This is a genomic window from Shewanella sp. SM21 (assembly GCF_025654335.1).
Lineage (GTDB): Bacteria > Pseudomonadota > Gammaproteobacteria > Enterobacterales > Shewanellaceae > Shewanella > Shewanella oncorhynchi.
In genome coordinates this window covers 228,555-253,589 of record NZ_JAKKRL010000008.1, presented here as the reverse complement: position 1 = coordinate 253,589, position 25,035 = coordinate 228,555, and the positions used below count along the sequence as shown (strand labels likewise).

18 protein-coding genes and 1 riboswitch are annotated in these 25,035 nt (G+C 46.0%); of the genes, 5 read left to right on the top strand and 13 right to left on the bottom strand.

Going from position 1 to position 25,035, the window contains the following annotated elements:
• Nucleotides 1-21: 21 nt before the first annotated feature.
• The 8 genes from L5L94_RS13040 to L5L94_RS13005 form a co-directional block, all read right to left on the bottom strand.
• Nucleotides 22-1,737, bottom strand: a complete 1,716-nt coding sequence (locus L5L94_RS13040; RefSeq protein ID WP_263163511.1) for a proline--tRNA ligase — start codon at nt 1,735-1,737, stop codon at nt 22-24.
• Between the two features lie 84 nt (nt 1,738-1,821).
• Entirely contained in the window at nt 1,822-2,040 is a 219-nt protein-coding gene (locus L5L94_RS13035; protein ID WP_263163510.1) for a hypothetical protein, read from the bottom strand.
• 15 nt (nt 2,041-2,055) lie between these two features.
• Nucleotides 2,056-2,685 carry an acyltransferase gene (locus tag L5L94_RS13030; protein WP_263163508.1) on the bottom strand — a complete coding sequence of 210 codons (630 nt, stop codon included), beginning with the start codon at nt 2,683-2,685 and terminating at the stop codon, nt 2,056-2,058.
• Entirely contained in the window at nt 2,686-3,420 is a 735-nt protein-coding gene (tsaA, locus tag L5L94_RS13025) for a tRNA (N6-threonylcarbamoyladenosine(37)-N6)-methyltransferase TrmO (protein ID WP_113940977.1), read from the bottom strand.
• A gap of 192 nt (nt 3,421-3,612) precedes the next feature.
• A complete protein-coding gene (gene rcsF / locus L5L94_RS13020) occupies nt 3,613-3,993 on the bottom strand; it encodes an Rcs stress response system protein RcsF (RefSeq protein ID WP_263163505.1) in 381 nt (126 codons plus the stop codon).
• 78 nt (nt 3,994-4,071) lie between these two features.
• Complete coding sequence (locus L5L94_RS13015; RefSeq protein WP_263163504.1) at nt 4,072-5,418, bottom strand: amidohydrolase family protein; 1,347 nt, start codon at nt 5,416-5,418, stop codon at nt 4,072-4,074.
• On the bottom strand, nt 5,418-8,507 hold the full coding sequence (locus tag L5L94_RS13010; RefSeq protein ID WP_263163502.1) for an amidohydrolase family protein: 3,090 nt from the start codon (nt 8,505-8,507) through the stop codon (nt 5,418-5,420). The genes L5L94_RS13015 and L5L94_RS13010 overlap by 1 nt, the downstream gene beginning before the upstream one ends.
• A 216-nt stretch (nt 8,508-8,723) precedes the next feature.
• Entirely contained in the window at nt 8,724-9,116 is a 393-nt protein-coding gene (locus tag L5L94_RS13005; protein WP_028761125.1) for an H-NS family nucleoid-associated regulatory protein, read from the bottom strand.
• A gap of 310 nt (nt 9,117-9,426) precedes the next feature.
• Between L5L94_RS13005 and L5L94_RS13000 the strand changes: the two genes are divergently transcribed.
• The 3 genes from L5L94_RS13000 (at nt 9,427) to L5L94_RS12990 (ending at nt 13,043) form a co-directional block, all read left to right on the top strand.
• Entirely contained in the window at nt 9,427-10,176 is a 750-nt protein-coding gene (locus L5L94_RS13000) for an electron transfer flavoprotein subunit beta/FixA family protein (RefSeq protein WP_028761124.1), read from the top strand.
• Nucleotides 10,177-11,103, top strand: coding sequence for an electron transfer flavoprotein subunit alpha/FixB family protein (locus tag L5L94_RS12995; protein ID WP_263163500.1), 927 nt, complete (start codon nt 10,177-10,179; stop codon nt 11,101-11,103). It begins immediately after the preceding gene.
• 95 nt (nt 11,104-11,198) lie between these two features.
• Nucleotides 11,199-11,395, top strand: a riboswitch (Lysine riboswitch).
• Between the two features lie 79 nt (nt 11,396-11,474).
• Nucleotides 11,475-13,043, top strand: coding sequence for a Na+/H+ antiporter NhaC family protein (locus L5L94_RS12990; protein WP_263163498.1), 1,569 nt, complete (start codon nt 11,475-11,477; stop codon nt 13,041-13,043).
• A gap of 144 nt (nt 13,044-13,187) precedes the next feature.
• On the opposite strand, the gene L5L94_RS12985 is transcribed toward L5L94_RS12990, so the two are convergent.
• Together L5L94_RS12985 and L5L94_RS12980 are read right to left on the bottom strand one after the other, a co-directional pair.
• Nucleotides 13,188-15,338: a M3 family metallopeptidase gene (locus tag L5L94_RS12985; protein WP_263163497.1), complete on the bottom strand. Its 2,151-nt coding sequence runs from the start codon at nt 15,336-15,338 to the stop codon at nt 13,188-13,190.
• A gap of 203 nt (nt 15,339-15,541) precedes the next feature.
• Entirely contained in the window at nt 15,542-17,641 is a 2,100-nt protein-coding gene (locus L5L94_RS12980; protein ID WP_105252040.1) for a multiheme c-type cytochrome, read from the bottom strand.
• A 541-nt stretch (nt 17,642-18,182) separates the two neighbouring features.
• Here L5L94_RS12980 and L5L94_RS12975 point away from each other — a divergent pair.
• Both L5L94_RS12975 and L5L94_RS12970 read left to right on the top strand, forming a co-directional pair.
• On the top strand, nt 18,183-18,779 hold the full coding sequence (locus L5L94_RS12975) for a thymidine kinase (RefSeq protein WP_263163494.1): 597 nt from the start codon (nt 18,183-18,185) through the stop codon (nt 18,777-18,779).
• 369 nt (nt 18,780-19,148) lie between these two features.
• The gene (locus tag L5L94_RS12970) at nt 19,149-22,226 is read left to right on the top strand and encodes a transglycosylase domain-containing protein (RefSeq protein ID WP_105252041.1); all 3,078 of its coding nucleotides are present in this window, start codon (nt 19,149-19,151) and stop codon (nt 22,224-22,226) included.
• Nucleotides 22,227-22,380: 154 nt separating this feature from the next.
• On the opposite strand, the gene L5L94_RS12965 is transcribed toward L5L94_RS12970, so the two are convergent.
• From L5L94_RS12965 to L5L94_RS12955, 3 genes are all read right to left on the bottom strand, one after another.
• Nucleotides 22,381-23,592: a PQQ-dependent sugar dehydrogenase gene (locus L5L94_RS12965; RefSeq protein WP_263163493.1), complete on the bottom strand. Its 1,212-nt coding sequence runs from the start codon at nt 23,590-23,592 to the stop codon at nt 22,381-22,383.
• A 170-nt stretch (nt 23,593-23,762) separates the two neighbouring features.
• Nucleotides 23,763-24,521, bottom strand: coding sequence for a sulfite exporter TauE/SafE family protein (locus L5L94_RS12960; protein WP_105252043.1), 759 nt, complete (start codon nt 24,519-24,521; stop codon nt 23,763-23,765).
• Nucleotides 24,522-24,712: 191 nt separating this feature from the next.
• A complete protein-coding gene (locus tag L5L94_RS12955; RefSeq protein WP_263163490.1) occupies nt 24,713-25,030 on the bottom strand; it encodes a cytoplasmic protein in 318 nt (105 codons plus the stop codon).
• Nucleotides 25,031-25,035 lie beyond the last annotated feature (5 nt).

The window sequence follows — 25,035 nt, the reverse complement described above, 5'->3', positions numbered from 1 at the left end:
GTCTACATTTCGCGTTAAGGCTTAGCCTTTAACTGCGTTTTTCAGGAAGTCGAGCAGTTGATCGAATGGAATATCTTGTTTTTCACCTGTGCGGCGGTTTTTGTATTCAAATACGCCAGCATCGATATTGCGATCGCCAATCACCACAGTGTGTGGGATACCAATCAGTTCCATATCGGCGAACATCACACCTGGACGCTCTTTACGATCATCCAATAACACTTCGATACCCGCTTCGTTTAAGTCTTTGTATAACTGCTCGGCGATATCGGTGACGCGGTGCGACTTGTGCATGTTCATTGGCAGAATACCCACGCTAAATGGCGCAATCGCTTCTGGCCAAATGATGCCACGGTCATCGAAGTTTTGTTCGATGGCTGCTGCCACAATACGGCTCACGCCGACACCGTAACAACCCATCAGTAGCACCTGTGACTTGCCATTTTCGTCAAGTACAGTCGCGTTCATCGATTTAGAGTAGTTAGTGCCCAGTTGGAAAATATGGCCCACTTCGATACCGCGTGCCATAGCATAAGTGCCTGAACCATCAGGTGTTGGCTCGCCTTCGACTACGTTACGGATGTCGGCAACTTGCGCTGTCGGCAGATCGCGTTCCCAGTTGATACCAAAATAATGTTTATCATCAACGTTAGCACCGGCGGCAAAATCGCTCATGACGCTAACGCTGTGATCGATAACGATAGGGATTTTAAGACCGATAGGGCCAAGTGAACCAGGACCTGCGCCAATGGCGTCACGGATTAGGGCTTCTGGCGCCATTTCCAATGGTGATGCGACTAAATCTAACTTGTCGGCTTTGACTTCGTTGAGTTCATGGTCGCCACGAACGATTAACGCCACTAGCGGAGCGGCTTCGGTTGCACCGACTACGATCAAGGTTTTGACCGTTTTAGTGATATCCAAACCAAACTGCTCAACTAATTCCGCAATGGTCTTCGCATTTGGGGTATCGACTAAACGCAATGCTTCAGTGGCTGCGCCGCGGGGTTCAGTTGGCATAGGTGATTCGGCTTTCTCAATGTTAGCCGCGTAATCGCTGCCCGTTGAGTAAGCAATTAAATCTTCACCGCTTTGTGCTAGAACATGGAACTCGTGTGACATGCTGCCACCGATTGAACCCGTATCAGCTAAAACTGGGCGGAAAGCTAAGCCCATGCGCGATAGAATGTTGCTATAGGCTGTGTACATAGCCTCATAGGTTTCATTCATGGTATCGACGTCAAGGTGGAAAGAGTAGGCGTCTTTCATCAAGAATTCGCGTGAGCGCATCATGCCAAAACGTGGACGAACTTCGTCACGGAATTTGGTTTGAATTTGGTAAAGATTCAGCGGTAATTGCTTGTATGAACTGACTTCTTTACGAATGAGATCGGTGATCACTTCTTCATGGGTTGGCCCCAGTACGAAGTCGCGATTGTGACGATCTTTAAAGCGTAACAGCTCGGGACCAAACTTTTCCCAACGACCCGTTTCTACCCACAAGTCTGCCGGTTGCACCATAGGCATTAGAATTTCAATTGCACCGGCTTTGTTCATTTCTTCACGAACAATGGCTTCGACTTTACGCAATACGCGTAAGCCCGTGGGGAGGTAGCTGTAAAGGCCCGACGCATTACGACGGATCATGCCCGCACGTAACATTAATTGATGACTAATGACTTCTGCGTTGGCAGGAGTTTCTTTCTGTGTTGATAGCAGGTACTTGCTGACGCGCATTACCGATGTCCAAATTTGAGTTGAATGGTCGCCATTTTATCACCTGCTTTGGTGATGTCACCTAGGGATTTAGGTTAAATTCAACTAGCTGGGAGATAAATAGCATTTTTTGATGCTGGATAACGGATAACGGATAACGGATAACGGATAACGGATAACGGATAACGGATAACGGATAACGGATAACGGATAACGGATAACGGATAACGGGTAACGGATAACGGATAACGGATAACGGATAACGGATAACGCAAGGAAGAGCGCTGCGCTGTTAGAGAGTGACTTCGTCACTGCTAGTATCAAGATAATCCTTATTGCTTACTTATCTCGTCTATCGCCAATCACTTTGGCGGGGTTGCCAGCCACTATCGCCCAGTCGGGTACATCTTTCGTCACTATGCTGCCCATGCCGACCACGGCGTGATCGCCAATGGTCACACCATCGACTATGCCTGCCTGAGCGCCAATCCACACATCTTGGCCAATAACAATGCCTTTGGAGTTAGCAGCTTGTTGATAGATGGGCGTATCTGGCGCCATGCCATGGTTGAAGGCGTAAAGGGTGACATTATTGGCGATGCGGGTCTGGCTACCAATTTGAATACCCACTCTACCGCCATCGAAGGAGCAGCCATGATTAATCGCCACTTCGTCCCCTAGTGTGATAGGCCCATGTAAGAAACAGTCGGCGGCGATCATGCAGCGATTACCCATGCGGATATCACGATTGGGTTCGGCAAATAACTGAGCTTCGGGGGCGATAAAGCATTGCTCGCCGATAGTTACCGTTTCGAGGGCACAAAGTTTTGCTTGAATATCGTCTTGCCAAGGTTTAGCCCAGATTAAATGTTTCTCTTTTAAGGAAAAATACAGCCAGGGCATCCAAGAGAGCCGCTTTTTATGCTGGCTTTGATAATCAGGTTTTGATGTAGGCGTTGGCGCAGACATTTAGCCACATTTCCCCGGTTTGAGTTCTAGTACCAAGATGTATTCTTGGTCATTGTCATCGACTGCCATTTGCCAGAACACATCTAAATCATAGAGGGCGACTTGGTATAACTTAGGATCGTCCTTGGCTTTTTTGTAGGCGGGGCGAGGATCTTGCCCCAGCACACCGCGGATAAGTACGGCTAAATCTGTGTAGGTTTCCTGCTCGGCGTAACGCTCAATCTGTGTCTTGGCATGGTCAGAATACACCACTGAAATCAGTTTAGGCGCGTCTTGGGCAATGCCACCCACAGCATCGGTAATAGAATCTGAGAAAGGAATGTATGGCTTAATATCGATAATCGGCGTGCCATCGAGCAGATCCATACCGGAAATTTCGAGGCACACTTTGCCCTTGCGCTGCACTACACCGTGCAATTTCACCACAGATTGACCTATGCCATTGGGGCGAAAAGTGGAGCGAGTGGCGAACACGCCGAGTTTTTCATTGCCGCCTAAACGCGGCGGGCGCACTGTGGTTTTCCAACCTTGGGCAAGATTCTCATGGAAGCAAAACAGTAACCAGAGATGTGAATATTGCTCTATGCCACGCACCGCATCGATATGATTCACATGGGGCTCGAGCTCGACATAGCCGCGCGCTTCAACAAGTCCGGGTTGTCTTGGAATGCCAAATTTTTGTTTATAGGGCGTGCGGCATGTTGCCACTGCGATAATTTGGTTGGTAAATGTCATGCAAAAAATTACCTAAAGGGTAAGTATAACAACCGCCTAAGTTCATCATTCTAAGCTCATCATTAAGGCCCATCTTTGTGCGCTAATAATGCAGCGTTGGTCACGAAGCGTTAGCTATTAAGCGGTTGATAGGGGCATTCTTAGAACACTATAGGATCACGCCGCGAACAGTATGCTTAATATGCGTGAGGCTTACTCTGTTGTAGCCGTTTTTACTGCTTGACCAACGCATAATGCGCGGCTGATACAACCTTGGGCTGCTTCTTCAAATATGACACATTGCTTGATGATAATGCCGTTAGCCCCTTTATCTGCGGCATTGCGACGGGCTTCGGTTCTGGCATCGGCAAGTGACGCGGGCGCACCGTTGACATCGGCCTGACAGGACTCACCTTCGACCAATCCTTTTAATTCATAATGACCTTTAGGCAAGGTATCGCCTTCATAAAGGATGACATCGGATGCCTTGAAATAGTCATTAATCGCCTCACTGTCCAAATTACTGTTAAAACTGTAGTCGCTTGCACAGGCACTGAGCAGGAGCACTAATGCACTTGAGAGGATAATTTTCATGGTTTGACCTGAGGTTGAGGAGAAAACTGCGCAGCCTTGGTAGGCTGCGCCGATGCGATATTATTATCTGAGTAAATTCTACCGCTTAAGGTACTTTTGATAAAGCTGCTGATGGCGATTATTCAGATCTATCTGCCGCCCTTCAATCCAGATAGCCTCAATTTTATTGGTCATAGGGTCGAGAATGTCCCCCTCGGACAGCACGACACTGCCTTGGTATCCCACCGCTATCGCACCTAAATCTTCCACACCTAACAGTTTTGCGGCATCTAAGGTGATGGACTTAAGTGCTTGTTCAGGCGTTAAACCATAGGCGGCGCTGTAACCTGCGGCGTAGGGGAGGTTACGGCTATTCCAGTCCGATGAGAACCCAAGGGCGAAGGGAATACCTGCATTGGCGAGTAAAGATGGGATCTTAAAGGGTAAATCGACTGGCTCATCTTTACGTTTAGGCAGACTCAAGGTATGAGGGTAAATGACCCCAGCCTTAACTTCCCTTAGGCTTGAGTCCAAACGCCATGCATCGTATCCGCCGACAATTACCAGTTTGAATTGATATTTTTTCGTCAAGGCGATCACTTGCTCAATTTGGCCAACACTGTCGGCATGGGCAAACAGTGTCGCTTTGCCTTGGTATAGCGGCAGCATGGCCTGCCAGCGTAGGTTGTTGGTCGCGGACTGGGGATCTTCATCCTGGTTTTTGTCTTTACCGTTGACCTTATCACTTAAGAAATAGCGATAGCCATCTTCAAAGGCGATATTGAGCTTGTCGATTGCCTGCTGATTTTTCTCGATGGCCTTGGCTTTCTCTTTTTCATCTTCTGGCATGCGTTTGATTTGCGGCCAGTAGACATGGAACTGTCCAGTACTTGGTGTCAGCGCATCTTCAATCGTCCATGCATCGAGATCCACCAGTACCGATTGTCCAGCTAACCCATCACCGCTCGGAACGATTTGTGCGTGGGTAATGCCGTTGTAACGTATGGTCGGGATGAGCTCCGAATCCGGATTGTAAGCTGTGGCCGTGCTGATCTGTGGGTTGATGTAGCCCACCTCGGCGTTATCGACCGTTGGGCGGCTCATTTCAATTTCGACTAAGCCTAAACTGGTGTCTAGGGCGATTAAGCCCGGATACAAGTGTTTACCGCTAGCATCGATGATTTGAGTGTCACTGGTTTCTGCGGTTGCACTGTTGGTTTGGCTGGTGAGTTGGGGCCCAACGGCCGTGATTTTTCCATTTTCAATTAAGACGTCTGTGTTGCTGAGCACGCCTTGACTGACTGTGTGCACAGTGGCGTTTTTAATCAGTACGCTGCGGCTTTGTTTAGGTGTAGGCACAATATCGCTTGCCATAGCTGGGGCCAGCGTGGTGCAAATTGCGCCGAGTAGCGCCACAAACAAAACGGTTTTAGATAAATGTTGCATTATTTGGCTCCCTCATGAGCGTGGCCCCATGCCTGATAGTGGGTATCGCAGTGCCACTGTGGCTCGTTGAGTGGCGTGACTTTTTCACCCGCTTTAGTTTGGTTATCACTGCTGAGAATTTTTTGGATAAGTGCGGCGCGCTCGTTCACCACAGCTTGTTGGGCAACTTGGTCTTGGTCGCGGTCAAAATAGCGTTTTCCTTCAACCCATGCCTGCGTCACTTTGGCGTAAATAGACAGAGGCTCTGCGTTCCAGAGTACGATATCGGCCATTTTTCCTGGGATGAGTGAACCCACAAACTCATCGACTCTTAATTGTTTGGCTGGATTGATCGTGACCATATTCCAAGCGTCTTCCTTCGACATATTGCAATACATCATAGACTTAGCCGCTTCTTGGTTGAGTCTACGCTGCATTTCATAATCGTCTGAGTTAATGCTGGTGGTCACCCCCTTGTTTTGCATCAGGCACGCGTTTTGCGGAATCGCATCATACACCTCAAACTTATAGGCCCACCAATCGGCAAAGGTCGATGCGCCAGCACCATGGGCAGCCAGTTCACTCGCCACTTTGTAACCTTCGAGCACATGGGTAAAGGTTTGTACTTTAAAGTGATAAGCCTCGGCTAAGCGGATAAACATCAGGATTTCTGACTGCACATAGGAATGAATGTGCACATCACGCTGCTGATTTAATACTTCGGCGACCGCCTGCAGACGGTAACTTGGGCGCGGAGCGACGGTTTTCTTTTTATCGCTGGAGCGCAGATTATCATAGGTTTTTAACGCCTTTTCATAGGCGATAGCAGCGTCGAAGGTTTCTTCAAATAACGCTTTTACTCCCATGCGAGTCTGGGGGAAGCGCTGAACAAATTTCTCACCCCAGTTACTCTGTTTGACGTTTTCACCTAAAGCAAATTTGATACTGGCGGGCGCGTTAGTAAATTTGAGTTGTTCGGCCGACTCGCCCCATTTCATTTTGATCAGTTGTGATTGGCCACCGATAGGGTTGGCGCTACCGTGGAGTAATTGCGCGCTGGTGACGCCGCCCGCTAAGGCGCGATAGATTGAAATATCGTCGGGATTAATAATATCGCCAATGCGTACTTCAGAGGTAACTGCGTCTGTTCCTTCGTTAGTACCGCCATTAATGGCGATATGCGAGTGTTCATCGACTATGCCGGCGGTGAGGTGTTTACCTGTTGCATCGAGGACTTGATAACCTGATGGTGTACTTAATTGTTGGCCAATTTTTTCGATGCGGCCATTGGCCATCAAGAGATCAGCATGTTCGAGAATGCCTTGCTTATCCGATGTCCACAGGGTGGCATTCTTGATGTGTAGCTTCTCAACATTAGGGGCTTCTCTCAGTCCGTAAGCGACGTTAGGGAAGGTGAGGTGACTCACTAGGCTCGTGTTGGCTTCATTCTTGGGAGCTTGATTGTTTGCTTGGTCTGCATTTTTGAGCTTTGCAGTTTGAGTCATAGCGACACCGGCAACATTTGTAGTGCGACTTTTTGCATCGACCATACGACCTTGAATGCCGTCATCGGCCATCCACAGCGTAAAGCGGCTAAGGCCGTTAATGCCTGCGGCGCTCAAATTGGCAGTAAAGCTCAATCTTCCGTTATCATCTAACTTAAGTTGAGTGAGTGAGATACTTTGTTCGCCACTGCTTAAATTGCCTTGGATGTTGGGTTTATCACTTTTACTTTCATCATGTAGCGATAAATCTAGCGTGAGGTTATTGAGGCTTAATTGGTAATCTCCCAGTAATCGTGCTTGGGGAAGTGAGCGCAGACTTTGCTCCTGACCTTGCAACCAAACACTGTAGATCTGGCCATCTTTAAAGATATTGCCTTTAGTGATAACAAAGTCAGCCATATAACCGGGCGCGAGTTTACCGGTAAAGTCGGCGGTGCCTGTCATCTCTGCGGCTTGGGTGGTGAGTGCCGCGAGAGCTTTTTCTTCACTTAAACCTTGGGCAATGGCTTGGCGTAGGCGCGGCCAGAAGGCATCTGTCTTAATCCCAAACTGCGTTAACGCAAAGGGGATACCCGCGTTAGCTACCGCTGCAGGGTTGGTTGGTGCACGTTCCCACTGTCTTAAATCCGCCAGTGATACTTCACGATCAGCGTCATCTGTGCCGACATCGGGTGCCTGCGGATAGTTTAAAGGCAAGATCAACGGATAGTTCAGCGCCTTTAACTCATTGATGCGTGAGTATTCTTGACCATTACCAAGTAGGTTGGCTGGCAGTTTATGTTCTTTGAGTAAATGGGCTGCACGTAATTGGTCGTTGAGATTTTTGGTTTCAAAGATAATTTGCTTATCGGCTAAATTATCTAAACGCTCAAAGGCAATATTAAATTCGACTTGATTGTTTATTGCGCCATTGGCAGGTTTGTTTTTATTTTGGTTATACCAATTTGCATCGGCAAAGGTTTGCCTAATAAGTGCAATGCTGCCCATTAATGATGAGGGATAATCTTGTTCAGACGAACCTTTATCGAATGCCATAAAAGGTTGACTGCGGGCGCGATAAATCACTTCATTAGCCGTTTTGTCTGCTAATGAAAGGCTGACACCCGTCCCACGGAAGATACCGTCGAGTTTGCTACTTTGCACACTGGTGAAACCATTATTAATCCACTCTTTTGCGCGTTCTTTATTGGGGTAAACGTAATTAAACCATTCTTTTTCAGAATGAATTGCACCATTTTCCGCATTACCACCTATACGCTTTATATCATAGACGGGGCGAGTGAGCTTAAGTTTGGGATATTCGAACTCAATCCCATAATCAGTAAAAGGATCGATAAATCCGGGATAAATTGTATAACCACTCAAATCGATTCTAAATGCGCCAGCGGGAATGTCGTTGTGCTCAATAATGGCTTTAATTCGATTATTTTCAATTAATAAAGTGGCATCGCTTAAACGTTTTCCCGGGGCAATAATTAATTCAGCATGGGTAAATGCAGTGAGTTTACTGGATGTTGTTCCAGTATTGAGCTGGGCAAATGTTGTTTGTGATACTAAGCTAGCGATTATGCTGCAGCTTATCATTATCTTATTGTTTATCTGCATTATTTTATTCAATCGAGTGAGGGTGAACAAAGAGTAACTGAAAGCAGATGTAAATACTAAGGCTGAATTGTAACGTAATTTGAGCGGGAGTGAGGTGCGGAATTAACGGCTGTCGTTTAAGTTTGAAACGATTGATGGATATAAAAAAGCTCGCAATTAATGCGAGCTTTTATGCAAACTTGTGTTGGCAAATTAGCGCCATCACACTTGGTTGGATTAGATTAAGAAATCTTCCATAGAACGACCTTTGTTGATCTCGTTCTTAAATACGGTAGGCATACGGCCTTGGCCAGTCCATTGAACCATTTCACCGTCAACTTCAATTTGGTATTTGGCTGGACGAGGAGCGCGTTTCTTCGCAGCAGCTTTAACAGCTACGCCACCTAAGTCATCAATTGATAAACCAACGGCTTCCATTTGTTGACGGATTTCTTCAATCTTAGCATTACGAGCTGCCATGGCTTGTTCTTCTTCCTCAGCCATAGACTCGCGTTCTACTAAAATTTTATCTAATTTGTCGGCTAAATCACGTAACTCTTCAACGCTAAGTTCTTTTACTGCAGCTTTAAAACGACGGCCGTGAGTTAATATCTCTAAAAATTCGCTCATATCTATTTTCGTCCCACTCTATTTTTAATACAGGATAATGGTGAACAACACCTAAATGATAGAAACTAATATAGCTCGAATCAAATAAAATTATGCGTTTTAAGGAAATTAAATATTATTTATTTTTTGAACTTTTCTTATTCCCTCAAATAAGTGTCCAAAAAAGTGGCCGTTGCAGCGGATTAAAAAATACAAACAGGCGTTTGACTTTGGTTGACGTTAACGTTAACAGGACGTAAAGTTGCTCTATCCTGCATTGGTATTAACCAATGTTTTGTCCATGTACATGAAAGTGTAGGAAGGAAACCCTATGAAAGTATTGGTGCCCGTTAAGCGCGTTGTTGATGCCAATGTGAAGGTCAGGGTCAAAGCTGACAATACAAGTGTTGACACTGCAAACCTAAAAATGGCGTTGAACCCTTTTTGTGAAATCGCAGTAGAAGAAGCGGTTCGTTTAAAAGAAGCGGGTAGCGCTACTGAAGTGGTTGTTGTCAGTATTGGTAATAAAGCCGTGCAAGAACAACTGCGTACCGCGCTTGCATTAGGCGCAGATCGTGCAATTCATATCGATACTGAAGAAGAGCTCGTGCCAGTGTCTATCGCCAAATTGCTCAAAGCGGTACAAGACAAAGAACAAGCAGAGCTGGTGATTTTTGGTAAGCAATCCATCGATGGTGATAATAACCAAACTGGCCAAATGTTTGCCGCGTTAATGGATATGCCACAGGCGACCTTTGCTTCAGAAATCAAATTAGAAGCGAATACATTACAAGTCACCCGTGAAATTGACGGCGGCATGCAAACTCTTAAACTGCCTTTACCTGCTGTTGTGACCGCCGATTTACGTTTGAACGAACCCCGTTACGCTTCATTGCCTAACATAATGAAAGCTAAGCGTAAGCCATTAGAAGTATTTACTGTGGCAGACTTAGGCGTGACGTTAAAGAGTCACCAAACGATTGTGAAGGTCACTCCGCCAGCTGAACGTAAAGCGGGCATTATGGTAGCGTCGGTAGCTGAGCTAGTTGAAAAGTTAAAAAATGAAGCGAAGGTGATCTAAATGGCCATTTTAGTATTAGCTGAACATGATAATGCTGCACTGAAACTCGATACGGCAAAAATTGTTACCGCCGCCCGTGCCATAGGCGATGAAGTACATGTCTTAGTTGCGGGTCATCAATGTGGCGCGGTTGTCCAAGCCGCACAGGCACTACAAGGCGTTAGCCAAGTACTCGTTGCCGATGCCAGCGTGTATGAAGCGCATTTAGCGGAAAATTTTGCCAAATTGCTGGTGGACTTAGCGTCAAACTATGGTCACATTCTGGCCTCGGCTTCAAGTTTAGGTAAGGACACGCTTCCGCGCGTTGCAGCATTATTAGATGTCGCGCAAATCTCAGAAGTTATTACCGTCGTCAATGCCGATACCTTTGTGCGCCCTGTGTATGCGGGTAACGCCTTAGCGACAGTGCAAAGCCATGATGCCATTAAAGTGATAACAGTGCGCGCCAGTGCGTTTGACGCTGCGCCAGAAGGTAACAGTGCGGCTGTGACGACACTTGATAAAGTGTTTGAAGCGAGAACTCAGTTTGTTTCTCAATCGCTGACAGTTTCTGCCCGTCCAGAGTTAGGCAATGCTGGCATTATCGTATCTGGCGGCCGAGGCATGGGCAGTGGTGAAAACTTCGGCATGTTGGAGCAACTTGCTGATAAGCTCGGCGCAGCAGTTGGCGCATCACGCGCTGCAGTTGACGCAGGTTTTGTGCCTAACGATTTACAAGTGGGTCAAACCGGTAAAATCGTTGCGCCAAACTTGTATATTGCCGTCGGTATTTCTGGCGCGATTCAACATTTAGCCGGCATGAAAGACGCTAAAGTCATCGTTGCAATCAACAAAGATCCTGAAGCGCCGATTTTTCAAGTTGCCGATTATGGACTCGTTGCTGATCTGTTTGAGGCGGTTCCTGAGCTGATTACAAGTCTCAGTTGATTTTATCTGTGATCTAGGTCACATTAAGTGGCTTTGCGGTAGCATCTGCTAAGCCGCTTATGTTTTTATGTGCCTCACGCCCGTGCAAGGGCGTTCTTAGAAGTAGAGGCGCGCCAAATATTAGTAGTGATCAGTAGGGTGATTCCGTTGATCGATTGCGAAAGGATTTGGTGCCGAAGTGGTTCGATTTATCACGATCAACTGCTGGGGTTGTACCTAATAGGTGCAGCACTGCCATAGTATTTTCCGATATGGATATTGGGAATAGTTACTATGGAGCGCTACTGATAGGACAGGTGACCTTGGGTATCTATTGCCTTTTCCCACCAGTTCAGTCGCCCTCCATTCGTATTTAACGAAGATAATAATCAATGACTGTTATGAATTATGCCGATTCGGCACTTTCCTTGTTGCCGCCTGCGGTGGCTATCGTGTTGGCGATCTTGACTCGCCGTGTACTGCTTTCTTTGGGGTTAGGTATTTTAATTGGTGCTTTATTGCTCAATCAATTTTCACCTTTAGCAACGGGTGAGTTTGTATTTAATGGCGTTAAAGGGCTTTTTTGGACTGATAAAGGTCTAAATTCGTGGAACTTATATATTCTCGGTTTCTTAATTGTACTGGGAATGATCACAGCGTTAATTACCGTAAGTGGCAGCGCGCGGGCTTTTGCCGATTGGGCTCGTTTACATATACGTAATAAACGTGATGCTAAACTATTGACCATGTTTTTAGGTTGCGTAGTTTTTATTGATGATTATTTCAATAGTTTAGTTGTTGGTTCGGTCGCTCGACCTGTTACCGATCGTTATTATGTTTCCCGCGCTAAGTTAGCTTATTTATTAGATTCTACTGCGGCGCCTGTGTGCGTTATTTCTCCAGTTTCGAGCTGGGGTGCTTATATTATCGCACTCATTGGCGGGATATTAACTGCCCATGGTTTTGCTGATACGGGTCATTTGAGTATTTTTATTCAAATGATCCCGATGAACTTTTACGCAATCTTCTCCTTGTTATTATTACTTTTTGTTGTCTTTATGGGATTAGATGTTGGGCCAATGCGTGAGCATGAGCTCAATGCCCAACGTGGTAATTTATACGATGAGTCTAAAGGATTACCGCCTGGGGCGAACGCGGATTTACCTGAAGCCGAAACCGGTAAGATTTTAGGTCTATTTCTGCCGATTACCGTGTTGGTATTTGCAACCCTCTATTTTATGATTAACAGTGGCGCTCAAGTACTCGCGGCGGAAGGGATTGAATTTAATATTATTTCTGCTTTTGAGAAAACCGATGTCAGTTCATCACTTTTCTTTGGTGCATTAATTGGTCTAGCGGTTTCGCTGATATTGAATTTAGTGCAAGGCGTTGAGAAATTGATGATAGTCAAAGGTATAGTGCAGGGCGCTCGCTCTATGCTGCCGGCGATTTACATCCTGTTATTTGCTTGGACAATCGCAGGTGTGATTGGTCAACTCGAAACCGGTAAGTTTATGGCTAGTTTAGCAACAGGAAATATTCCGTTCGCATTTTTACCCGCCTTAATGTTTGTGCTAGCAGGTATTACCGCGTTCTCAACTGGTACTAGCTGGGGTACGTTCGGGATCATGTTGCCGATTGCTGCTGATATGGCGATGGGAAGTCACACTGGCATGATGCTACCTATGCTTGCCTCTGTGCTGGCGGGGGCTGTATTTGGCGATCACTGTTCACCAATTTCCGACACGACTATCTTGTCGTCTACGGGCGCCAGTTGCCACCACATCGACCATGTGGTGACTCAGCTACCTTATGCACTCATTGCGGCGTTTATTAGCTTAGTGGGTTATGTGGCACTTGGATTTACCGAGTCTGTTGTCGCGGGTTTAGTGGCTTGTAGTGTGGCATTTGTAATTAGTATTATCGTACTTAAAATCAAATCTAAAGGCACAATTAGCTAGACGTTAATTGAAACCTTTCACTGCAAACGTTCACGACAAATAAGTCAAAATAAATCAGCCAGCATTATGCTGGCTGATTTTTTTGGTTAAGGCTGAGTTTGTTTTTATCTCTAGCTTATCGCATTAAGGCTATCAACTCTTAGCTTAGCGTGCTTGATCTAGACCGCGGCGTTTAAGTAAGCCTTCTGTGGTTGGCTCTTGTCCGCGGAAGTTTTTGTAGGCGTCCATTGGCGCTATGCTATTACCCACTTCACGGATCGTTTTGCGGTACTTCATGCCGATTTCACGATTGAGCCCGCCTTGGGTTTGTACATAGGCAAACGCATCCGCCGCTAAAATCTCACTCCACATATAAGCGTAATAACTTGCCGAGTAACCGCCGGGGAAGGCGTGGGCAAAATAGGTCGACTTATAACGCGGAGGTACGGCACTGATGTTTAAGCCGTGCTTTTTCAAAGCATTGGCTTCAAATGTTGGTACATCTTGCAGCGGGGTATCTGGGCTTAATGAATGCCATTCCATGTCTACTAATGCAGCGGCCATGTATTCCAGAGTGTCAAAGCCTTGGTTGAAGCTGCCAGATTTCAGCAGTTTTTGCAGCAGTTCATCGGGAATGGGTTTGCCTGTTTCATAGTGTTTCGCGTAGTTCGCTAACACTTTTGGATGGGCGGCCCAATCTTCTTCAAACGTCGATGGAAATTCGACAAAGTCGCGTGAAACCGAGGTGCCCGCCAGACTTGGATAAGTCACTTTAGAGAACATGCCGTGGGTGCCGTGACCCATTTCATGGAACATAGTAGTGACTTCGTTATAGCTGACGAAGGTGGGTTGACCTTCGGGCGCTTTCTTTATGTTCATCACGTTGACGACCACAGGTTTAGTGCCTTCGAGGAAGGATTGACCGACGAACGAACTCATCCAAGCGCCACCACGTTTACCTTCACGGGCAAAATAGTCGGCGTAGAAAATGGCCATGCTTGAGCCATCGGCATCAAACATTTCGTAGGCTTTCACATCGGGATGGTAAACCGGTAAATCTGGGCGTGGTTTTAAGGTGACGCCATAGAGTTCTTTGAGTGTGTAGAATACGCCGTCTTCGAGCACACGATTAAACTCGAAGTATGGGCGAATGCTATTGGCATCGAGGGCGTATTTTTCTTGGCGAACTTTTTCTGCGTAAAACTCCCAGTCCCACGGTGCCAGTTCAAATTTCCCACCGGTTTTAGTGATCATCGCTTGAATGTCGGCCGCTTCTTTCTCTGTGTTAGCAACTACCGCAGGCACCATTGAGCCAAACATGCTGTAAACCGCTTCGGGTGTTTTGGCCATTTGCGGTGCTAATCGATAACTTGCCCAGTTTTCATAGCCTAATAGTGTTGCGCGCTCGGCTCTGAGTTTCGCTAAACGAGATACGAGTGACGCAGTTTCGTTTTCACCAGTTAAGCCACGGTTCGCTGAGACTTCCCAAATACGCTGGCGTAGCTCACGGTTTTCCAGTGATGCCAACACAGGTTGGCGAGTGGTGTTGGTGATGTTAATCAGATACTTGCCATCGTGACCGGCCGCTTTGGCATCGTTCGCGGCTGAAGTGATTTCACCGTCGGTTAACCCAGCAAGTTCACTTTTTGAATCCACCACAACGGCGATTTCTTTGGTTAAGCGTAATAAACGCTGAGAGAACTCATTCGTTAGTGTTGATTGTTCTTCATTTAACGCGCGGATTTTAACTTTTTGTTCATCGGTAAGTTTAGCCCCAGCCATGATAAAGCGTTGGTGATATACCTCAACCAAACGTACTGCTTCTGGGGTTAATCCTAAGTTGGTGCGGTCGTTATAGATGGCTTCGATACGGGAAAATAGCGCTGGGTTTAAGTTGATATTATCTGAGTGGGCCGCCATTTTTGGCGCCATTTCCCCTTGGATTTTACGCAGTTCTGGATTGCTATTCGACCCTGCTAAATTATAAAACACGCTTGATGCACGGTTGAGTAGGGCGCCGCTTTTCTCCATAGCCACAATCGTATTATCGAAGGTTGCTGCTGCCGGATTATTGGCTATTGCGAGAATTTCTTGATACTGCTCTGCCATGCCTTGCTCTAAGGCTGGCGAGAAGTGCTCATTCTTTATGAGGCTAAAATCGGGTGCTTGATATTGCAGGTTACTGGCTTGGAACAGCGGGTTTTGGGTTGGTACCGAGATAACGTTAGGTGCTTTAGTTTCTGTGCTGCTGCAACCTGCCATGAATCCGGCGGTGAGAGTGGCGCCGATGGCGATGGCAATAAAACTTTTACGCATAATTGAGTGACTTCCTTTGAATTGTTGTTTTTTTAGGACTGTAACGTTAGTAACTTAAATAGGACTGAAAATGGCTTGTTATCGGGAATGTCTAAGTAAAAAAGGAGCCTCACATTAGCGAGACTCCTTTGGCTATTTCCTTGCAGGGAAAATAGGTACCGCTTTTTACTTACTTCTTAATCACGCGATGATGAGATGATTAATTAGCGAGTAAACTTGTGGTATTTATCAATACCAGAACTTCTACCTGTGTCATGACATACTGCACAGGATTCAGAGGTCGGTTGTTTAAACCAGTCAGCAACCTTTGGTATGCTGATTTCACCACCGTTGCTTGCCATATGCGCCTTAGCTGAATCGCTAGTGTGGCAGGCATAACAGTTAGCGGTGACTGGACTTGTCATTTTGCTACCTGGTTCAGCGATGTATTGATTTGGCACTTTGCTTAAATCAATCGCTTTTTCATGACAGGCAACGCAGCTAGTAGAGGCTTCAATCGCGCCTGCACCGTTAGCGGTTTGCGCTTGAGTTCCATCAGCTTTAACTTCACCGACTTTAGCGCCATTACCCCAGTGCCAGCTGTGCACCATAGGACCAAAACCTGCGCCTAAGGCTGCTGAAGTACGTTCCATGCCGTTGTCATGGCAGGCGATACAAGCTTTACCACCTTCATCGAAGGCACCATTTTTGTGGAACGCAGTGGCATCGTTGTGACAAGTAGTACAGCTGTTAGTACTCGCTATCTCACGACGTTCGAAGCCAGAGACCTTTTGAGTGGTGACAGGGTTAACGACATCTGAGTAAGCCGTAAAGGATATGCCCATAGAACCATCATAACCTGTCGCTCTTAGGTTGCCATTACTTTGGTAGCGTTGCTTACCATCATATTCCATCCAACCAGCGGTACTGAATGTCACGCGGGCAGAATAAACATAGTTAGCATTCACTGCGCTGATATCTGTCAGTAAATGACAGATATTTTTAGTGCCGTCAGTGTTGTAACCATAGTAGTAGTTAGTACGGTTACCTGGGCGACCCACTAAGCTGCCATTTTCATAGGAATGTAAATAAGCGCCCGCATAAACTACGGGTTTCTTAGCGTCATATACTAGCGGGCTAGAATAGTTAAAGTTGTCTTTAATGCTAAAGACGTTACCATCGGTGTCTTTCACTGTCAGCGTTGTACACCAGCCTGGGGCGGTTACTGCAGCCGCAGCACCTGTCGGCGCATAGTGGTCTGTCTTGGTAGAAATATCATCTACTTTAACAGGTGTTGATAGACTCAATTTATACTTAGCGCGAATCGCTTGGCGTTCGGTTATACCCGCTTTGCTTTCGTGCATAATGCGCAGATCCGCACCATTACTTGGGATAATAGCCCCTGGTACGCCACCACTGTCATGGCAATCAATACAACCTGGTCCAGCTACGTTGATGTTTTTAGGTGCTTCAACGTGACAAGATGTACAGTTTTGTACTGAAAAGTCTTTAGTAAAATCTTGGTGATTGATATGACCAATTTTAGATAGGGTGTTTGTCGCATAGCCACCCGTAGAGAAACCTTCAGCATTGACAACTGCGCGGCTGACTGAGCCGTGACACACTAAACAGCCTTCCACGAAAGTGACTTCGCTGTCCATGCCGGTAGCGACATAGCTTGCATGACGACGAGGGCTTGTTGAATAGTCGATATGGCAAGAGTAACAACTATCAGTTGTGGTTGAATGGGTGCCTTCAGGTTTGTTAACGACCAGAGGTTTAGAGGTCGCAATACCATTATTACCACCGACACGTAACCAAACGATACCTTCAGTACTTGGATTAACCCCTTTCATTGGTACTTTAAATTGGTAATGACCATCAGCTAAAGCGGTCAATTCAGCGCCGACGGTTGCTTGAGTTGCTTCACCGCCAATATGGACATTATCTGCAACACCATTTTTATCAGCTTCGGTGCGGTTAGTGATGAAGCCTTTATCTGTTAGTGCAGCCACTTTGGCTTGAGCATTTAACAGTCCGTTGATTAGGTTATTGTTTTCATCTGTAATTTCAAATTCGTAAGTGATACTGCCTTCGCCAAAGCTATAGTTGATCACTTTGACGTTAGTCATAGTAGAACTGGTGACTGGGGGCGGTGTTCCAGGCTCACCGGGTGTTCCTGGTTCACCAGGTGTTCCAGGGATACCGGGCGTTCCTGGTGCTCCATCTACACCATCTTTACCATCATCGCCACAGCCAACAAGGGCGCCAGTTAGTGCTAAGGCAACTAAATATGCCAGTTTTCTAGAGGTGAAAATTCTCATCATAATCTCCATTTGATCCAATATGCGAATAAAGGACGGAGTGGAGCACTAAAGTTTGCAGGGTAGATTAGTGCTTTGACCGTTGGTCTCAATTTGCAAGCTATCGAATACTTTTCTTTTTTTAATTGAGCACGTTTTGTCTCGAATGAAATATTACTGTTAACGCTATGTTTATTTTTTGAGCGCAAGCCCATTTATACCTATTACTTTGGAGGTAGATCGCACTTTTTAAATTTAACTTTTACTAATTTTTCCTTATGAAACAACATTTAAGTTTCAGTTAAGCTTTCATTAACAATTGAACGGCATCGGGACGTTTTTTATGTTTTTTGCAGGGAAGAGTATTAAATGAAGTGGACTAGAAATATTTCAGGAGGCGATTGGGGATTAAAATGATTGATAAGTTGGTGTCATTGCAGAATTTCATGATAAAAGCTTAGCGGCTGCTAGTGTTCTGATGTGAAGCGCAATGTTAGACTAGCGCTCAATTTGGCTCTGGTAGCAGACGCGTAAGCGCTAACGTTTTTAAAGGGTATAAGTCTTGGCTCAATTGTATTTTTATTATTCGTCTATGAACGCGGGTAAATCCACTTCCCTATTACAGTCATCCTATAACTACCGTGAACGCGGTATGAATACTTTGGTCATGACAGCTTCCATAGATGACAGGTATGGCAAAGGTAAAGTGGCCTCGCGTATTGGCATTGAAACCGAAGCACAGGTATTTAGTAGCCAAGATGATTTAACTCAAATGATTAGCGATGTGCATCAAGCTACGCCATTAAGTTGTGTGCTGGTGGATGAGTGTCAGTTTTTGAGTAAAGAACAGGTTAAGCAACTGACGCATGTGGTCGATAATATTGATATTCCTGTACTCTGTTATGGCCTAAGAACGGACTTTCAAGGCGAACTTTTTAGCGGCAGTCATTATTTATTAGCTTGGGCCGATAAATTAGTTGAGTTGAAGACTATTTGTCATTGTGGCCGTAAGGCTAACATGGTGGTGCGTCTTGATGGTGAAGGCAAGGTGATGCGCGAGGGTGAGCAAGTGGCGATTGGCGGTAATGAAAGTTACGAGTCTGTCTGTCGCAAGCATTTTCGTGAATTTATCTGGGATGCGCATGAATATGTGGGATGAGGCTTCGTTAATCACGTGTGATTATTGAGCGACTCATTCTTTTTATGCGACTTAAATTAGCTCGTTTTGTTTTTAAGTCATACTGTCTGTTGCCTTAATCGCTGAAAATACCTTGATATCAACAAATTAATATTTGGCAAAATGTACTATCAGCTTAACATTAGTATTGATTAGTGGCGGTTGTGGGTCACAGGCACCCTTCTTTACAGTGAAGTTAGGTTTGATAAAGTGTGGAACATAATGGGTACTAAGACTAATTAATAGAGCCGGATAATGGCTAGATGAGTTTGATATCTTGCTTTACTGAGTGGCAACGGATTTGCTGAGTTGCATGAAAGATGAATATTTTAGTGTTTTTTTGGAGCTGTTTTGCCTAATTCCACATCAGAGATGAAGTTCGAAAATTATCGTCCTCGTCCACCACAACCTGAGCCTAAAGCTAAGGTTAAGCCGCCGCGTAAAGCCAGATCAAAGGGCAGGGTCTGGTTCTTATTTTTCATTCTGATTTGCTGCGCTGCATTGCTGATTGGACTTGAGGTTAAAACTTCGTTTTACCAAGCAAAATTCATCAATCAATATGCTAAGACGCTCACCTATGAATTAGAAAGCTCACCGAGCCAAGCGGTTATTTATCCTAGTTATGGTCCTTTTGATGAGCGCCATGGCTACAGTAAGTTACCTCAATATATTGATAGGTTATTGCAACGGAATTTTCAGGTTACTCAACAAGTGGCGTTTTCGCCAGCGTTGCAGGAATACGCTCAACTTGGATTTTTTCCGCCTTACCATGAAAAGGCTCAATCTGGGTTGACGCTGCTCGATTGCCGCAATACTGATTTATACGAATTTGCCTATCCTAAACGGGTTTATCAGGACGACGATAAGATCCCCAATGAAATCGTTAATACTTTACTGTTTATTGAAAACCGCGAGTTATGGACGACGGAAGAGAAACTCAATCCTGTGATCGACTGGCCACGTTTTGTGGTGGCAGGTATGAGTCAAATTGCTGAAATGGTTGGTATGAATGTCTCTACCGCGGGTGGCAGTACACTCGCGACTCAGATTGAGAAATTCCGCCATTCTTCCCAAGGTTTAACCTTGAGCATTAAGGATAAGTTACTGCAAATTGGCTCGGCCAGTGTGCGCGTGTACCAACAAGGTGAAAACACTGAACCTGCTCGTAAGCGCATCGTTCAAGATTATCTGAATACCGTGCCATTATCTTCGGCGCCAAATCATGGTGAAGTTCATGGTATTGGTGATGGATTGTGGGCGTGGTTTGGTACCGATTTCGATACTGCAAATAAGCTGTTAGCATCGCCGCAGATCAAAGGTAATGCCACCAAGCGCGGACAAGTATTCCGGCAAGTAGTTGCCTTGATGATCGCCCAACGTCGTCCGTCCTACTATCTATTACAAGGTCATGAAGATCTTGAAAACTTAGTCGATAGCCATATCCGTTTACTCGGCCAGTATTATTTGATTGATCGTGGTCTACGTGATGCTGCACTCGCGCAGAAATTGCAGTTTAAGGTCGCCAAGCCGCAGCGTAATACCCAATCTGGCGCAGATAAGGGCGTGAACACAGTTCGCATTCGCACCGCAGGCATGTTAAATGTGGGGCTGTATGATTTAGACAGGCTCGATTTGACGGTCAATAGTAGCTTACACAGTGACTTACAGCAGAAAGTCAGTCACTACTTACGCAGTCTGGCGCAAGTGCCTACCGCGGAGAAAGTGGGTCTGCTTGGCGAACGGTTACTCGACCCAAGTCAACTGCAAAACGTACTGTATAGCTTTACGCTTTATGAGCGCACTGAGACCGCCAACCGAGTTAGAGTGCAGACGGATAGCACCGATCAGCCTTTTGATATTAACGAGGGCAGTAAGTTGGAATTGGGCTCAACCGCTAAATTGCGGGTGATGGCGACCTACTTAGAAATCATTGCCGAGATCCACGACAAGTATTCCAAGAAACATGGGATTGAATTGGAATCCATCATTATCGAACCTAGGGATCATTTAACCCGTTGGGCGATTGATTACTTGATTTTGAATCCCGACAGACGTTTAGACCGCATGTTAGATGCGGCGTTACAGCGAGAATATTCGGCCTCAACCAGTGAACAATTTTTTACCGGTGGTGGGTTGCATGTGTTTAATAACTTTAAAAAAACAGAAGATTTAAAAACGCCAACACTTTACCAAGCCCTGCAGGATTCGGTTAACTTGCCGTTTGTGCGCCTTATGCGCGATATTGTGAATTACAGCAGTAGTATGCAAAACGAGGGCAATATGGCCCAGTTGCTGCGTAATGATAAAGATCCGCGCCGTGACGAATATCTGCGGGTATTTGCTGATAGAGAAGGTAATACCTTCGTTACGAAGTTTTATCGTAAGTACAAAAAAGTGGCTGCGAATGAGCGTTTCGACATGTTTTTTGACGGTTTGTCCCAGTCGGAGCAGCAGTTGACGGCGGCGTATCGCTATTTACTGCCCGATGAACCTATGGCGGCATTTAAGGCTTTCTTGAAGCAAAGATTGCCACAGGTAAGCTATACCGATGGTCGTATTAAGAGCTTATACAACAAGTACGGTCCGGATAAATATAATTTGCCAGATCAAGGCTATATCGCACGGGTGCATCCCTTGGAATTGTGGGTGCTGGATTATCTTAATCATAATCCTGATGCCAACTTGAACGATGTTAAGCAGGCGAGTGAAGCACAACGTCAAGAGGTTTACCGTTGGTTGTTTAGGACGCGGCATAAAAACGCCCGTGACGTACGAGTGCAAGTGATGCTTGAAGTTGAAGCCTTCCTTGACATACATCAACGTTGGGCGCGTTTAGGTTATCCCTTTGATTCTATGGTGCCATCCTTAGGCTCAGCACTGGGTAGCTCGGGTGACCGACCCGCAGCCTTAGCCGAGCTGATGGGCATTATTCAAAACGACGGCTATCGTTTGCCCACAGTGCGTATCAATCAGCTGCATTTCGCCGCAGATACGCCCTATGAAGTGAGATTGCAGAATCAGAACACCCAAGGTGAGCGGGTAATGCGCCATGAAGTAGCACAAGCCTTAAAAGCAGCGCTGGCGAACGTAGTGCAAAACGGCACCGCACGTCGTTTAAAGGGCATTTTTACCGATGAAAAAGGTGGCATGTTAGCCATAGGCGGGAAAACCGGCACCGGTGATAACCGTATTGTGACTCAGATGCAGCAAGGTAAAAAAGTGGCGACTACGGCGATGAACCGCACTGCGACCTTCGTGTTTTATCTAGGTGACAAATACTTCGGTACTTTGACCGCCTTCGTGCCAGGCAGTAAATCCGATGATTTTAGTTTTACTTCGGCGCTGCCATTGCAGGTGATGAAGGGCATGATGCCTATTTTAGCTCCCTATGTACAAACCGAGCAGGGCATGTGTGTGGTGAACGAATAAAGGCATGAATTAATAAGTGCCACGCCAACGACAAAGAGTGTTCCAGATGAACACTCTTTGTCGTTTTAAGGCTTAAATTCTCTATCGATTGAGTTTATTGCTGTGGTTAACATGGTTTAGTTAAAGCACTGTGATAAAAGTGCAGCGATTAAGATTACTGCGGCGATAACTGGTAAATTTTTGATTTAGCTTCATCGGTTACGAGATAAATCAGTCCATCTGGCCCTTGCACGACTGAGCGCAATCTTTGCCCTAATTCAGTTTTCAGTAGCCGCTCTTCTTTAATAATCTTGTCGCCATCAAGTACTAAACGCACCAGTGTTTTTCCCTTTAGGCTGGCGAGTAACAGATTATTTCGCCACTGTGGAAATTTATCACCTGTGTAAAACATAAAGCCCGCCGTGGCAATCGAGGGAACCCATTTGTAGACGGGTTGATCCATTCCCACCTTATGGGTGCCTTCGCCGATGTTGCCGCCACCATAATTCTCACCATAGGTAATCACTGGCCAGCCATAGTTTTTAGCCGCTTGGTCGATATTGAGTTCATCGCCGCCTTGGGGCCCATGTTCGCCCGTCCACAATACTTTGCTGATGGGATTGATCGCCGCGCCCTGCATATTGCGGTGACCAATAGACCAGATCTCGGGTAAGGCGCCAGCCGTATTGACGAAGGGGTTATCCTTAGGCACTGAGCCATCGGCATGAATACGCACCACTTTGCCTAAATGATTGTCCAATGTTTGTGCGCTATCTTTTTCACTATAGCGATCGCCGAGTGTGATAAACAGTGTGCCGTCAGGCGCCCACACTAAACGAGATCCAAAATGGTGACCGCTGTTGATTTTGGGGTGCTGACTAAAAACGCGGGTGAGATTTTCAAGCTTGTTACCATTGAGAGTGGCAAAACTGACCGCTGTGCTATTGAGCTCGCTTGCATCACCTTCAGCGGGTTCTGAATAACTGAAATAGATTTTTTTGCTGCTAGCAAAATCTGGCGCAAGCACGACATCAAGTAAACCACCTTGACCTTTGGCATACATAGGCGGTAAACCCGTTAAGGGTTCACCCACTTTGCCTGCGGTGCTGACAATGCGCATTCTGCCAGCGCGTTCAGTCACGAGCATGCTGCCGTCGGGTAAAAATGCCATGCCCCAGACATTTTCTAACCCTTGGGCTATGGTTTTTACCTGAATATTACCCGTTTCCGTTTTGACGCTAATGGTCGCTGCGCTAGCGGTTTCGGTGTAAATAGCCGGTGAGCATGCAATAAGACACAGGGCAAGATTTAAGGTGCTGAGCTTCAAGGTCTTTGGCATTAATTTACTCAGTCTCAAGGTACTCAGCTTCAAGGTCATCAGTTTCATCGCTATCCTTAATCACACTGTTCTCCTATAGGATGGATCAGAGTAACAAGTCAGTCACATAAGGGCAATTTATCGGTGAGACCTTGTATCGAAAACTCGCCTGTCCAGCTGTTATGAGCTTAAGCTTCACAAATCAAAAGTCTAACGTATGAAAACTAACGCATGAAAAACTAGCGCATGAAAAAGCCTAAGGCCATCGCTAAACCGACGATCACAATAAAGCCGCGTAGCAAGGGCTGTGAAATACGGTAGGCCAGCGCCGCCCCCACATAACCACCGACAATCGCCATAACGGCAAGCAGCAACAGATATTGCCCATCGATCACATTGCCCGCGGCATAAACCACAACGGCGATGGCGGTGAGCAGGGCTGAAATCAGATTTTTAAGTCCGTTCATCCCATGTAGATTGGTTTGCCCCATCAGGCCAAAACTTGCGAGTAGTATGATGCCTAAGCCACCATTAAAATAACCGCCATAGATACACACAGCCGACAGCATTATCAGTGCCGTTATCGGACTTAACATTGGCGTAGAGGTGTTTTCGCCTTGCTCAGCGATTCTTCGTTTGAGCAACCAAGGGCCAACAATAAAGGCCGCGGTGGCCAGTAGAATCAGCCAAGGGATCAGCTTTGCGAAGACTTGCTCGCTGGTGGTCAGCAAAATACCCGCGCCAATACTGCCGCCAATTAAAGCAATTAAGATCAGATTCTTAAGGCTAAGACTCGCCGGATATTCGATATCCTTTCTAAAACGCCATGCGCTGGCGATATAACCGGGCAGCAGCGCGGCTGTCCCCGTGGCATTCGCCGCAATCGGTGGAACCCCGACAAACACTAACGCTAAAAGGGTAATAAAACTGCCACCACCGGCAACTGCATTGAGCATGCCGCCTAAAAAGCCTGCGAGTGCAATAATAAGCCAGTCCATAGATACCGCTCCTTTGGACAATGAGAGAGATAAACAGAGCGCTAAAAATGTGTCTGTTATTATGAGTCAATCTAAGCACTCACCCTAACAGGATGATTTCGATATTGAAAGTCGCGTAATGATTCGTTACATATCGCCATTCGTGAAGGTGAAGATATAGGATGAGTGAGCAGGCTTTTACTTGCTTAGTGCTAGGGGACTTGATCCCAAATACCAGACATAAAAATAACCGCTGCTATGGCTTCACTTTGCTCGGTAAAAACATCTTCTCCCCAACAGTTTTGTCCACGTTCTTGGTAATAAACATGAAAGGTACTGAGCATAGGTGTTCGAATGCAATACCAACCATCGAAGGTATTCTTAGCAAAATGCACCCAATGCTGCGCATCAGCAGTTTGGATTTGCTGAATGAGTAATTCATTTTGCGATAGCAAAGCCACAAGCTCATTCGGGGTGGTTATTTGATGCTCGGCTTTTATAGCCTCGAGAAGATTTTTAAGTTTTATCATGGGAT

Excerpts from the sequence above, each read along its gene's own strand:
- L5L94_RS13040 (WP_263163511.1), bottom strand. The coding sequence starts at position 1,737 with ATGCGCGTCAGCAAGTACCTGCTATCAACACAGAAAGAAACTCCTGCC.
- L5L94_RS13030 (WP_263163508.1), bottom strand. The coding sequence starts at position 2,685 with ATGTCTGCGCCAACGCCTACATCAAAACCTGATTATCAAAGCCAGCAT.
- tsaA (WP_113940977.1), bottom strand. The coding sequence starts at position 3,420 with ATGACATTTACCAACCAAATTATCGCAGTGGCAACATGCCGCACGCCC.
- rcsF (WP_263163505.1), bottom strand. The coding sequence starts at position 3,993 with ATGAAAATTATCCTCTCAAGTGCATTAGTGCTCCTGCTCAGTGCCTGT.
- L5L94_RS13015 (WP_263163504.1), bottom strand. The coding sequence starts at position 5,418 with ATGCAACATTTATCTAAAACCGTTTTGTTTGTGGCGCTACTCGGCGCA.
- L5L94_RS13010 (WP_263163502.1), bottom strand. The coding sequence starts at position 8,507 with ATGCAGATAAACAATAAGATAATGATAAGCTGCAGCATAATCGCTAGC.
- L5L94_RS13005 (WP_028761125.1), bottom strand. The coding sequence starts at position 9,116 with ATGAGCGAATTTTTAGAGATATTAACTCACGGCCGTCGTTTTAAAGCT.
- L5L94_RS13000 (WP_028761124.1), top strand. The coding sequence starts at position 9,427 with ATGAAAGTATTGGTGCCCGTTAAGCGCGTTGTTGATGCCAATGTGAAG.
- L5L94_RS12995 (WP_263163500.1), top strand. The coding sequence starts at position 10,177 with ATGGCCATTTTAGTATTAGCTGAACATGATAATGCTGCACTGAAACTC.
- L5L94_RS12990 (WP_263163498.1), top strand. The coding sequence starts at position 11,475 with ATGACTGTTATGAATTATGCCGATTCGGCACTTTCCTTGTTGCCGCCT.
- L5L94_RS12985 (WP_263163497.1), bottom strand. The coding sequence starts at position 15,338 with ATGCGTAAAAGTTTTATTGCCATCGCCATCGGCGCCACTCTCACCGCC.
- L5L94_RS12980 (WP_105252040.1), bottom strand. The coding sequence starts at position 17,641 with ATGAGAATTTTCACCTCTAGAAAACTGGCATATTTAGTTGCCTTAGCA.
- L5L94_RS12965 (WP_263163493.1), bottom strand. The coding sequence starts at position 23,592 with ATGAAACTGATGACCTTGAAGCTGAGTACCTTGAGACTGAGTAAATTA.
- L5L94_RS12960 (WP_105252043.1), bottom strand. The coding sequence starts at position 24,521 with ATGGACTGGCTTATTATTGCACTCGCAGGCTTTTTAGGCGGCATGCTC.
- L5L94_RS12955 (WP_263163490.1), bottom strand. The coding sequence starts at position 25,030 with ATGATAAAACTTAAAAATCTTCTCGAGGCTATAAAAGCCGAGCATCAA.